The sequence below is a fragment of the Marinobacter guineae genome (genome assembly GCF_002744735.1).
Classification (GTDB): Bacteria; Pseudomonadota; Gammaproteobacteria; order Pseudomonadales; family Oleiphilaceae; genus Marinobacter; species Marinobacter guineae.
In genome coordinates this window covers 544,314-556,270 of record NZ_KZ319340.1, presented here as the reverse complement: position 1 = coordinate 556,270, position 11,957 = coordinate 544,314, and the positions used below count along the sequence as shown (strand labels likewise).

General features: G+C 57.9%; 13 protein-coding genes. 5 read left to right on the top strand and 8 right to left on the bottom strand.

Annotation, left to right across the window (positions count from 1 at the left end; genetic code table 11):
- Positions 1-2 precede the first annotated feature (2 nt).
- Genes CLH62_RS10595 through pdxH form a run of 5 tightly spaced genes read right to left on the bottom strand, consistent with a single transcriptional unit; the run spans position 3 to position 2,783 of the window.
- Positions 3-458 carry a DUF3429 domain-containing protein gene (locus CLH62_RS10595; RefSeq protein WP_099618127.1) on the bottom strand — a complete coding sequence of 152 codons (456 nt, stop codon included), beginning with the start codon at positions 456-458 and terminating at the stop codon, positions 3-5.
- Positions 455-760 (bottom strand): DUF6482 family protein, encoded by a 306-nt coding sequence (locus tag CLH62_RS10590; RefSeq protein WP_099618126.1) that lies wholly within the window; start codon positions 758-760, stop codon positions 455-457. Before CLH62_RS10590 ends, CLH62_RS10595 begins: the two co-directional genes overlap by 4 nt.
- 57 nt (positions 761-817) lie before the next feature.
- Positions 818-1,399 (bottom strand): DNA-3-methyladenine glycosylase I, encoded by a 582-nt coding sequence (locus CLH62_RS10585; protein ID WP_099618125.1) that lies wholly within the window; start codon positions 1,397-1,399, stop codon positions 818-820.
- Positions 1,400-1,423: 24 nt separating this feature from the next.
- Complete coding sequence (locus CLH62_RS10580; protein WP_099618124.1) at positions 1,424-2,179, bottom strand: 4'-phosphopantetheinyl transferase family protein; 756 nt, start codon at positions 2,177-2,179, stop codon at positions 1,424-1,426.
- Positions 2,148-2,783, bottom strand: coding sequence for a pyridoxamine 5'-phosphate oxidase (gene pdxH, locus CLH62_RS10575; protein WP_099618123.1), 636 nt, complete (start codon positions 2,781-2,783; stop codon positions 2,148-2,150). Before pdxH ends, CLH62_RS10580 begins: the two co-directional genes overlap by 32 nt.
- Before the next feature lie 194 nt (positions 2,784-2,977).
- Between pdxH and CLH62_RS10570 the strand changes: the two genes are divergently transcribed.
- Positions 2,978-5,809, top strand: coding sequence for a DUF748 domain-containing protein (locus CLH62_RS10570; protein ID WP_099618122.1), 2,832 nt, complete (start codon positions 2,978-2,980; stop codon positions 5,807-5,809).
- Here CLH62_RS10570 and CLH62_RS10565 read toward each other — a convergent pair.
- Complete coding sequence (locus CLH62_RS10565; protein WP_228152825.1) at positions 5,796-6,647, bottom strand: substrate-binding periplasmic protein; 852 nt, start codon at positions 6,645-6,647, stop codon at positions 5,796-5,798. The two genes, CLH62_RS10570 and CLH62_RS10565, sit on opposite strands and share 14 nt — an antisense overlap.
- A 107-nt stretch (positions 6,648-6,754) precedes the next feature.
- Between CLH62_RS10565 and yfbR the strand changes: the two genes are divergently transcribed.
- Positions 6,755-7,348, top strand: coding sequence for a 5'-deoxynucleotidase (yfbR, locus tag CLH62_RS10560; RefSeq protein WP_099618121.1), 594 nt, complete (start codon positions 6,755-6,757; stop codon positions 7,346-7,348).
- Positions 7,349-7,368: 20 nt separating this feature from the next.
- On the opposite strand, the gene CLH62_RS10555 is transcribed toward yfbR, so the two are convergent.
- Entirely contained in the window at positions 7,369-8,403 is a 1,035-nt protein-coding gene (locus CLH62_RS10555; protein WP_099618120.1) for an SPFH domain-containing protein, read from the bottom strand.
- 2 nt (positions 8,404-8,405) lie between these two features.
- Entirely contained in the window at positions 8,406-8,864 is a 459-nt protein-coding gene (locus tag CLH62_RS10550) for an NfeD family protein (protein ID WP_099618119.1), read from the bottom strand.
- Positions 8,865-9,067: 203 nt separating this feature from the next.
- Here CLH62_RS10550 and CLH62_RS10545 point away from each other — a divergent pair, with 203 nt between their 5' ends.
- The 3 genes from CLH62_RS10545 (at position 9,068) to CLH62_RS10535 (ending at position 11,948) form a co-directional block, all read left to right on the top strand.
- Positions 9,068-9,883, top strand: coding sequence for an SDR family NAD(P)-dependent oxidoreductase (locus CLH62_RS10545; protein ID WP_099618118.1), 816 nt, complete (start codon positions 9,068-9,070; stop codon positions 9,881-9,883).
- A 106-nt stretch (positions 9,884-9,989) separates the two neighbouring features.
- Positions 9,990-11,096, top strand: a complete 1,107-nt coding sequence (locus CLH62_RS10540; RefSeq protein ID WP_099618117.1) for a GGDEF domain-containing protein — start codon at positions 9,990-9,992, stop codon at positions 11,094-11,096.
- A gap of 51 nt (positions 11,097-11,147) precedes the next feature.
- Positions 11,148-11,948, top strand: a complete 801-nt coding sequence (locus CLH62_RS10535) for a class II glutamine amidotransferase (protein ID WP_099618116.1) — start codon at positions 11,148-11,150, stop codon at positions 11,946-11,948.
- Positions 11,949-11,957 lie beyond the last annotated feature (9 nt).

Sequence of the window (11,957 nt, the reverse complement as noted above, 5' to 3'; positions counted from 1 at the left end):
GGTCAGTGGGCGGGAAGAAGGAAGAACCAGGCCGCCGCCGACAGCTGACACGCGACCACCACCGACGTAAGCACCAGGCGCAGCCGCAGATACCAGGCCGGCCAATACACCCGCATCCAGCGCGCATCGACCAGATAGAGTGCCAGGTAGGCGATGGTGTAGAGCAGAATCTGTCCGGAGGTGGGTAGCAGCAAACCGATACCGGCGGCCACGAAGAACACCTGGCTGAGCAGCATGGTTACCAGCGGCGATACCGGATAGCAGCAGTTATCCAGCTGCATGGCGATGGGCCAGTAAACCCCCGCCATAAATGCCAGGATGCCGGCGCTGTAAAGGTAGAAGTAACTGATCAGCGCGATACTGTGTTGAGGCATGAAAAACAGCCCGGTGATCATCGCCATAAAGGGGATCAGCCCGGCAATTCCAACCATAATGGCAAGTCTTGCTACCGCAATCACGTTTTCTGCCTCTGTACCCTGATCCGTAAGGGCTCTATTTCCGCGGGCTCCATACCGACCATTTCGTGGTAGGCAGAGGGGTGCACGACCTGGGTCTCCCGCACATCGAAGGAAGCGAGGGTATCCTGAATCTGCCAGGCGCTCCGGAACAGACTGGTAGTTCTGTTTTTGTCGGATAACAGAAGCAGCTTGCCATCCATGCTCAGGCGAGCCATGTATTGTTGGCCTTCAAGCGATAGGATCTCAAGCAGATCAATGACCGCACTCTGCTTGCGTCTGAGTTCGTCGAGGGTGATTCTCACGGTGAAGCTCCGGGGTTTAAAACACTCCAGAACTTACGACCCCCCAGGTTATTAAGATCATTGACTCAGTAAATAGCATTCCTGATGTTGCGGGCACTGCACCAGGTGGTCATTGATCATGCCGGTGGCCTGCATAAAGGCATAGACAATGGTAGGGCCGACAAAGGTAAAACCAGCCCGTTTCAGGGCCTTGGACATGGCCTCGGATTCGGGTGTTGCCGTGGGCACTTCGGACAGGGAGCGCCAGCGGTTCTGAATCGGCTGGTTTTCGACAAATGACCACAGAAATTCACTGAAACCAAGCCCTTGCTCCTGCAGATCCAGATAACCCCGGGCGTTCTTGATGATCGACTGAACCTTCAGGCGGTTTCGGATAATGCCCGGATCAGCCAGCAGTTCTGCAACCCGGGGCTGATCGTAGTGTACGATCTTCTCCGGGTCGAAGTGATCGTAGGCGGCCCGGTAACCCTCCTGTTTTCTCAGGATGGTGATCCAGCTCAACCCGGCCTGCTGGCCATCGAGGCAGAGTTTTTCAAAAAGTGCGAGGTCGTCGTATTCGGGGCGCCCCCACACGGTGTCGTGATAGTGCACGTAAAGCGGATCATTGCCGCACCAGGGACAGCGTTCGGGGTTATCCATAATAGTGGCCTCGTTTACTTCTGCCTAACGTTTCGGGCGGATGGTACGCTGGAATAGCGGCTCCCAGGAAGTCTCGATCGGCAGGGCATCCATCAGGGTGAAATCCCCGGGTGGTGGTTCCAGCAGGGTGATGTCAGGCCATTGTGGCCGGCTTCCACGGAATACCAGGGTCACCAGGTAGCCCTCGATGTAACAGCACGAAGCTTGCCAATCCTCCTCGAGCTGGTCTCCGTAGATTTCGAAATTCTTGCGCACTTCCAGAGTCTGCAGGTTGCCGGCAATACCCCGTTCGGTGGCTTTCAGCCAGGCTTCTTTCAGGGTCCAGACCTTGAGGAAGGTATTGGGATCGTCCTCCCGGAACAGCCACTCCTGTTCCACCGGAGAGAACCAGCGCCTGGCCACCTTTTGCCACTGCGGGTGGCGCTGGCAGGGCTCCAGGTCCAGACCAACTGGCGAGCCGGCACGGGTGGCGCAGGCCGATAACCCCTGGCTGTGGCTCAGGGACAGTCGCCACCCGCCGGGGCTATCGGACGCCACCGGGCGGCCATCGACCGGGCGACAGTGATGAGGCGGCTGGTTGGCGGATTTTCCGATGGCCTGCCGAATCAGCCAGCGGCTGGTCAGGTATTCCCGTTCGCGGGGGCCACTGAATTTGCTCACTGTGTCGCGTTCATACCCGGTCAGCCAGTCCGGGTGGGCAATCTCGGGGCCATCCGTCTGGTGGCACAACCAGATGGCTGGCCGGGGATCAGGGCTGGAGCCGTTGGATGAGCCAGCCATCGCCTTCCCTCTCATATTCAAAGCGGTCGTGAAGCCGGCTGGGCCGACCCTGCCAGAACTCAATGCGCTCGGGAACCACCCGGTAACCGCCCCAGAAACTGGGCAGGGGTACTTCACCGTCGGTGAACTTGCGTTTTATCTCGGCAACCTTCTGTTCAAGCAGGCCTCGGGAAGTAATGGCCTTGCTCTGTTCGGAAACCCAGGCACCAATCTGGCTGCCCCTCGGCCGGGATGCGAAGTAGCGCAGTGATTCCGATTTGCTGACTTTTTCCACCTGGCCCTGAATTCTCACCTGGCGGTTCAGTCCAATCCAGGGAAACAGCAGAGCTGCCTGCGGGTTTTCATCCATTTCCCGGGCCTTGCGGCTGCCGTAGTTGGTGTAGAAAACGAACCCGCTGGCGTCGAAGTACTTCAACAACACGGTGCGGAGGTCCGGCATGCCATCGCGCCCCGTTGTCGCCAGTGACATGGCGTTGGGCTCCAGAATGCCGGCTTCCCGGGCATCCTCGAACCAGGTCTGGAACTGCCTGACCGGGTTGTCATCCAGTGCATCGCGATCAAGACCTTCACTTTCAAAATCACGACGCATATCGCCGATGTCCATAAACCTTCCTCTCGCTCGCGTATTGTTAACACGGGATGAATACGACCGCTGAGCATATCGGGTTCAGGACCGTCTGTCAGCGCTGACCGGCCAGGACATTAGCCATACTGGCTGACAAACAGGCCCTGGGCCGACTATCCTTGTGAGCAGGAAGGTGGGCAAGATTGCCCCGGGATTCCGCCGCTTATAAGGAGATGTCCGTGGCCCAGAGCCGTCAACGCAGTCGTGTTCCCAGGAATCTGTTGATCGGATTCCTGGTCCTTCTGATTCTGTACACCCTAGCAGGTTTCCTGCTCCTCCCCTGGTGGTTGGAGCGTTCGATACCTGCCCAGCTGGAACAGCGTATGGGGTGGCAGGCGGAAGTAACTGACATCAGCACCAATCCTTACACGCTGAGTGTCGAAGCACTCGGACTTTCGGCCACCGACAGTGACGGCGAGTCAGTGGTTGGTTTCGACCGGCTGCTGGTCGACCTGAATTTCTTTCAACTGATCCGTGGTATCGCCGGCTTTGAGTCAATTCAGCTGGATGATCCCTATATCCGGGTTGACCTGCTGGAGGACTACAACGTCAATTTTGCCCGGGATTGGCAAAATGCCAATCCCGAACATGCCGGGGCAGAGGAGCCGCCCGCCGCCAAAGATGGTACTGAGCCACCCCGCGTCTATTTCCGGAAGATCGTTGTCAATGGCGGCGAATTGCTCTTCCGGGATTTCACCAAGCAGCAAATGGCTGAATTCCGTGTAACGCCACTGTCCGTGACTATGAATGACCTCGCGACCTGGCGCCGTGAGGGCGAGAACAGTGACTACTCCCTAAGCGCCGCACTGGGCAGCCAGACTGTCGAGTGGGAAGGGAATCTCAGTATCTCGCCTCTCTATTCCAACGGCTCCCTGAAAATTTCTTCGGTGGACTATGAAACCATCGCTCACTTCCTTGGCCCCTACTTTCCCTATGACCTGCGTGGCGGAAGCGTCAGCCTCAGTTCCGACTATGAACTACAAGCCGGTGAGATTTTCTATCTGGAAACCAGCAACGGCCAGTTGGCTCTCGAGGATCTTGCCATTGCCCTGAATGAGGACAGTGAGCAGGCCCGGTTGAGTAACGGAACCCTGTCTGTCGATGCTGTCGGGGTTGATCTGAACACGCGGGAAATCGATGTAGGCCAGGTCTCCGTGGAAAACCTGGATCTGGCGCTGGCCCGGAGTGAGTCCGGCGAGATTGACTGGCTGGCGCCACTGGCCCCGGATCCCCAAACCGGTGAGGCACAGAATAATGGGGCCGAGCCGGCAGTCGCCGGTGAGCCGTTCCGGTGGTCTGTGGCGGGCGTAACCCTGTCTGACGGCAGCGTTCTCTGGCAGGACAATCAGCCGGAGAACCCTGTTGAACTTGTGCTGGAGCAGTTATCCGTGTCTACCGGGGCAATCAGTCATCAGCTGGAAGAACCGGTGACTTATAAGGTGCAGGCTACCCTGGCCAGTGGTGGGCAGTTGTCGCTGACCGGGCAGCTAACTCCCTCGCCATTCACTCTGGAGGCCGCCATTTCCGGTGCCGGGCTGGAGCTTGCTGCCTTTGAACCCTATGTCCAGCAAGCTGCCAATCTCGACATAACCAGTGGCAGCCTCGGAGTAGATGGCAACCTGGACCTGGATGGCCAGCAGGACCCACTCACGGGCACCTTCAGTGGCACAGCGGAAGTCGCCGGGTTGAATGTGCGTTTGCCCGACAGTTCCGAGCGGCTGGTATCCTGGCAAACGCTGCGACTGGCGCCCATCGAATACAACGTTTATCCCGCCCGTCTGGAAATCGGCACAGTCACCCTGGCACAGCCGGTAATAAATGTGGTTCGTAATGCTGACAGCGTCCATAACGTCGAGCGGATCTTCAGAAGCTCTTCCACTGGCGAGCAGAAGGAATCCGCTTCAAGTCAGCAGGAAGGGGGCGATTCAGAGCCGGAGTTTATCTTCAGGATCGGACAGCTGATGCTTGAGGATGGCGCCTTGGCCTACACGGATCGCACGCTGCAGCCAGCCTTCACGACCTCGTTCGATGAGCTGAACGGCAGCATCACCGGGCTGAGTAATATCTCCCCGCAAGAGGGCAAGGTTTCGATCAACGGCCGCGTCGACGGTGGGGCGGATCTGGATTTTGAAGGCACCATCGGCACCCTCGGTACCGAAGATGTCAGCGAGCTCCGGCTGATCATGCAGAATCTTTCCCTGCCCACGCTCTCACCCTATTTCGGTCGATACCTGGGGTACGGAGTAGACAGTGGCAAGCTTGATCTCAACCTCGATTATCAAATATCCGGCACACGGGTCGATGCTTCCAACCTGGTGGTTATGGACCGGCTTGAACTGGGCTCGTCGGTGCCGAGCGATCAGGCAGTCAGTGCTCCGGTCAAGCTTGGCCTGGCCCTGCTGCGGGATCGGAAAGGCGTTATTGAAGTGAACCTGCCGATCAGCGGCGACCTCTCCAATCCGGACTTCAGTGTCGGTCAGGTTGTTATGCGTGCGTTCGTGAACCTGTTGGCGAAAGCCGCGACGTCTCCCTTCAGCATGCTGGGATCCATTGCCGAGCTGGCAGGGTTCAGTGGCGAAGAGCTTGGCAAGGTAGGCTTTGTTCCCGGCAGTATTAAGCTGGCAGACGGTGAAGCGGACAAACTTTCGGCGCTGGCGGACGCACTGCTGGAACGGCCGAATCTGCTTCTGAATATCCGTGGCAGTGTCGAGCCTCAAGCCGATGGCCTGGCGTTACTGCGAGAAAAACTGACCGCTGGAGGCCAGCGGGAATTGTCCGAGGAAGCCTGGCAGACGGCCCGGGCGGAGTACCTTGCGGGAGAGCGGGAATTGGCGCCGGAGGCCCTGAGTAACCTCGCCTCGGCTCGCGGTGTTGCGCTCCGAAACCTGTTGCAGAATACCCTTGAAGTTCCGGGGGACCAGTTATTTCTGCTGGATCCCTCCCGTAATGCGGAGGTGGGCGGGAAAGGCAACGTGATCGTCGCGTTTACACTCAATGTCCGTTAAGTACCCCTGATGCCTGTTGGGCTTCGAAGCTGGTCAGGAACCCGGCTGGCAACTGCAGCCCCCATTTTTCGACAAGACGGCGGTATTGACCATTCTTTACCAGTGGTGCCAGCAGTTGCATCATTTTTTCCGCGCTCGCTGGACCATCCTGACGAGCAATGATGCTGAGCTGGTAGCGCTGGTCCGGCTTGTCCGAAATCAACAGTTTGCTCCAGTCCTCCGGGTGCTCGGCGAGGTGCATCTGCAGATAGGAATAGCTGACGATGGCCACTTCGGCAACCGAGGGCCTGTCTGCTTTGATCAGTTCAAGACTGCGACTGTGACTGTCGGAGAATTCGATGTTGAATCGTCGCTGCAGAACGGAATTGTCGGTTTCAAACCCGGCAAAACCATAATGGTAGCCTGAGATGGCCACGATGGAACGTTTGCTAATATCGTCGAAAAATGAAAGGTCTCGTCCTGGTTTCTTGAGGGCTACGTACAGCTCTTCGTCCGCCAGAATAGGGCGGCTGATGGTCACTTCTTTGTCTGTCCAGCCCCAGTTCGGGCTTTCAAAGAAAATGACATCGTATAGCCCGGCGTCAAAATCCAGGAAACGGCGTTTCGGTGAGGTGTGGACAACCCTGAAAGAGTTATTCTCGTGAGTCTGTTCAAGTGCGTCTACCAGATCACCGACCAGCCCCGTTGGCTCTCCATCGGGGCCGACGCCGGCGACCGGTGGGAAGTGATATACACCGATGGTAATTTCAGTTTCAGCAACACATACCGTGGCCCACGCCAGCATGAGGCTGGCAGAAAGCATAACCAGGAATTTTCGAATAAATGTTTGAGCGGGCACGGTACTCCCCGACTATGTAACAATTGAATGCATATTCAGATTAGCACGGGGAATTTGCCCCACTGAAGGAAAACATTATGAACTTATGCAAAATGGGACTATGACTGATGGGTGAAGTTGTCAGCCATTTTTTTGCCTATGTCTCCCGCCTGCGCTGGATCAAGCGCTGGGGATTGATGCGGAATGCCATTGAAGAGAATGTCGCTACCCACTCCTGGGAAGTGGCCACTCTGGCCCATGCCCTGGCCATCATCCGTAACCGGCATTTCGGGGGGCAGGTTAACGCCGACCGAATTGCGGCAGCCGCGCTCTATCACGATGCGACTGAAGTGATCACCGGAGACATGCCGACGCCGGTTAAATACCACTCCCGGGTCATGCGCGAAGCGTTCGGGGATATTGAGCATAAAGCGGAAGCGGAATTGCTGGCGTTGCTGCCGGAAGACCTGAGGGAGGAATTCTCGCCCTACGTTCGCGAGTCCCAGTTACCGGCGGAGGACAGGGAGCTGATCAAGGCGGCCGACCGGCTGTCAGCGTGGCTCAAATGCCAGGCTGAAATCCGGGCCGGCAACAAGGAATTTGAGCCAGCCGCCCGCCAGATTCGCCAGCGGCTGGATGAGGACGGGCTGCCAGAGGTTATCTACTTCCTGAAGGTATTTGCCCCCAGTTACGAACAACCTCTGGACAACCTGCTGGGTTGACCCCTCACGCGCAGGGTCGCTCAGCTGTTACCGGCAGAGCCGACCAGCCCGCCGCGCAGGCCGTCACGCTGGAGGTGCTGGCGAACCGTATCTTCCGGGCTGCCCGCCAGCTCACGGAACATGCCCATGGAGCCCAGCAGCGCTGACGATTCATAGGGCACGAATACTCGTTCCCCGTCCTTCGCCATGTTGGGCAGAACCTTGATGTAGCTCTGGCCCAGCAGGTATCCGATAACGGTCTGTTTGTTGTCTTCGGAATCCCCGATGGCGTTGAGCACCAGCTTGATAGACTCCTGCTCGCCCTGGGCCCGAAGAATGGCGGACTCCTTGTCACCCTGGGCATTGAGGATCGCCGATTCGCGCTGGCCCTGGGCCTTGGCAATGGCCGCTGACTTTTCACCTTCGGCTTCGGTAACCGTGGCCCGGCGCTTGCGCTCCGCGGCCATCTGCAAGCGCATGGCCTCTTCTACTTCTTCCGGCATGCTGATGTCCTGAACTTCCACCCGGGTCAGTTTTACCCCCCACTTCGAAGCTGCTTCTTCCATTTCGGCCTGGATGGCATTGTTCACCTCACTGCGGGATTCGAACAGCTTGTCCAGCTCCATCTTGCCCACTACCGAACGCAGGGTAGTCTTGGCGAGGACTTCCACCGCCTGGCTCATGTTGGCGACTTCGTAGACAGCCCGGCGAGGATCAATGATCTGGTAGTACAGGGCACCGTTAATCTTCACCGTAACGTTATCGGTGGTGACGACCGGCTGGCCCGGAAAGTCCATGACCGTTTCCCTTCGGTCGATCCGGATCTCATCGCTCATCACCGGATGGTAATCCTCTCCCATGCGCACGTAGCGAAGCATGCTGATGGCCCGTGGCCGCTCAATGAAGGGAATAATGATGTTCACGCCGCTTTCGAGGATGCGGTTGAACGCGCCCAGGCGCTCAATAACCATAACCTCGGACTGGCGTACGATCACCAGGCCTTTGGCGATGATGAAAATACCGATAACGACAACAATCAGGCTGATGATCAGCCCGGGTGAAAGATACGGTTCCATGCTTACTGCTCCTTGTGTGTGATCGTCTGGACAACGGCGGTGGTGCCGTCAAAATCTCTGAAAATGACCTCGGTCCCCTCCGGAAGGTCGGTGGCTCCGGTGTCGCTGACACGCAAGCGGTAAAAATCACCGTTTACCTTGATGCCGGAGGCACCGTCGAAATCCCGCTTCAGTGTCTGGTAGCGCCGGCCCTGCTCCACCCCGGTGCCGGTGGTGCCATAGGCCACTCCCCGGGGTGAAAAACGCGGACGTATCCAGCGAATGGCAACCGGTACCAGAATTCCCGAGAATACGCCCATGGCAACGAGTTGCCACTCGAACGGTACGCCAAGAAATGCCAGCAGGGCGGTCAGTGCTGCGGCAATGCCCAGGGCCAGGAGTAACAGAACGCCGGACGCCAGCTCGGCGAGGCTTAACACCAGAGCCAGGATCAGCCAGAAATGCGTAAGACTCCATTCCATATAGAAAGTCCAAAGGTTTGGGGACAGGTGGGCGGGGGCTGTGAGCCACCCGGCGGTTATGGATTGTACCCAAAACCGGGGGCCGCGTCAGAGGGTGGCCGTAATGCCTTGAGGCACAGTTCACTAAAGCCAACTCTCAGCATCAGGCAACTGTTAGAGTATCTGCTTCAATTGCCAGAGCACACTACAAGAGGTCTGTGACCATGAAAAATCTGAACAATAAAGTGGCTGTCGTGACCGGCGCTGGCTCGGGTATCGGGCGGGCACTGGCCAAATCCCTGGCCGATCACGGTTGCCGGCTGGCGCTTTCGGATGTCAATGAAGCAGGTCTGGCGGAGACCGCCAAATCACTCAAGAGCGCCAATGTGAAGACCTATCGCCTGGATGTGTCTGATCGTGACGCCATCTATGCCCACGCCGAGGAAGTGGTGAAAGACTTTGGACAGGTCAATCTGGTGATCAATAACGCTGGCGTTGCCCTTTCTGCCACCGTTCGGGAGATGACGGACGAGGATTTCAAGTGGGTCGTGGACATCGATTTCTGGGGTGTGGCCCACGGCACCCGCGCCTTTCTTCCCCACCTCATTGCCTCCGGTGATGGCCACGTGGTGAACGTTTCCAGTGTGTTTGGCCTGATTGGCGTCCCCAAACAGAGTGCCTACAATGCTGCCAAATTTGCGGTTCGTGGATTTACCGAGGCCCTGCGGCAGGAAATGAAACTGGAAAACCAGCCGGTAGCGGTAAGCTGTGTGCACCCGGGCGGAATCCGGACCAACATCGCCAATGCTGCCCGCATGGGTAAATCAGAAAATGCCGATGCCCAGCGTAAAGGGTTCGACAAGCTGGCCATGACCACACCGGAGAAAGCAGCCGAGATTATAATAAAGGGCATTCGGAAGAATGAATCCCGCATTCTGGTGGGCCCGGATGCCTGGGGTATTGATGCCATCAATCGCCTGCTGGGCTCAGCCTACCAGCCCCTGGTAGAGCGTTTCTCGCGCAAGAATCTCTATCTCTGATGAATAAGTGAGGCCAAAGTGGGCCCGATGAATTTCGGGCCCGCTGTATATTTTACAAACAGTTTTTCAGGACTATACTCGAAGGCTGATCCAAGGAAGAGTCAGCATGAATACGCCTCACCATCCTGACCTGGGGGCCACTCTGGAACAGAGCCGCTCGGGTTTGCGCGACAGCCATCGCCGCTCACTGATGCGGCTCCTGTTTTTCGTTACCGGTTCTGCTCTGGTGGTTTTTGCCTGCCTGCAGATTCTGAATGGTTACCTATGGGTTGGCGCCGGGGAGCTGACAGCTAGTGCGGTACTGTATTTCGGCGTTTGGCGGCTGAAAACCACACCCTATCTGCAGCAGTGGATTTACGCCTATCTGGTCACGCTGTTCGCCTTCTTTCTGGTGATCATGCTTTTGCCGGAAGCGTCTGTCGCCGCGTTTGTCTGGGTGCTCATGATGCCCGCCCTTGCCTACCTCTTGCTCGGAAAGCACGAGGGCATGATTCTTAGTGTGCCCTTCATGCTGGCGGGTGGAGTGATCTACTACATTCATCTCGGCCAGGTGGGCAACCCCGGTGCGCTTATCGACCTGCTCAACATGGTGTTGTGTGGCGTGCTGATGCTGACGTTTATCCATTTGTACGAGGTGCGCCGCGAAGAGGCTGAGCAGCGCCTGGTGGATATGGCCCAGACCGACGCGCTGACCGGCCTGGCCAATCGCAGTAACTTCCACGGTAACCTGAACCGCACCATTGCCGAATGTGAGCGCAGTGGCGCGGGCTTTGCCCTGGTGGTGATGGATATCGATCACTTCAAGGTGGTGAATGACACCCTCGGCCATGACGCCGGCGATCATGTACTGAGAAACATCGGCCGCTGCCTGACCGCGCGTCTGCGTGGCACCGATTTCGTCGGGAGGCTTGGTGGTGAGGAGTTTGGCCTGATCCTCCGGGACGTTAAGCCGGCAGATGCCTTTGAACTGATGGATGAACTGCGCCAGCGCATTGCCGAGCAGGAACTGGCCTATGGCGAGGCCCGCATCCGCGTAACTGCATCTTTCGGCATTGCCCAGTGGCCCGAACATGGCCAACAGGCCGAAACCCTGTTCCGGGTCGCCGACCGCTGCCTATACAGCGGCAAGCGCGCCGGCCGCAACCGAGTTGCCCGGGCCGGGGCTAATCAAAACCCTCGCCAACTGGAGATTCTGGCTGGCGAGGCCGGTTAATTCCGGTATTCTTGGGTGAAACTCATCCCCCGGACGGAATGAAACAGCCCCATGTGTGAACTGCTGGCCATGAGCGCCAATACGCCCACAGACCTGTGCTTCAGCTTTACCGGCCTGACCCGACGAGGCGGTGAAACCGGGCCACACAAGGACGGCTGGGGTGTCGCATTCTATGAAGGCAAAGGCGTTCGCGCCTTCCACGACGCCGATGCCAGCGCCAATTCCCGAATCGCCGAAGTGGTCCAGACCCACCCGATCAAAAGCGAAGTGGCCGTCTGCCACATTCGCCAGGCCAACGTCGGTGACATCTGCCTGGCCAACACCCATCCCTTCATGCGTGAACTCTGGGGCCGCTACTGGGTGTTCGCCCACAACGGCCAGCTCTCTGCGTTCCAGTCGTCGCCAGGGTTCTATGAGCCCGTCGGCACCACGGACAGCGAAGCCCTGTTCTGCGATATCCTCAACCATCTACGAACGCACTGTGACCGCAATACCGGAACCGACGATGTCGTCGACCGCCTGGTCCGGCTTTCCAGCGCCTACGCCAGTCAGGGTGTCTTCAATCTCCTGCTGAGCAATGGCGATTGGCTGTTCACCTACTGCACCACCAGAATGGCCAGCATCACCCGCCGGGCTCCTTTCGGGCCGGCCCGTCTGAAAGACGCGGATGTGACGGTGGATTTCGAATCCGAAACCACACCCGATGATATTGTCAGCGTGATCGTCACAGAACCTCTGACGAGTGATGAGCTGTGGGATGTTTATCAGCCAGGTGAATGGCGGTTATGGCGGAAGGGCGAGGTTATCCGCTCGGGCCGAGCAGATGCCGAAAGTCGAACACTGAGCGAGTAAGCGGGAAGG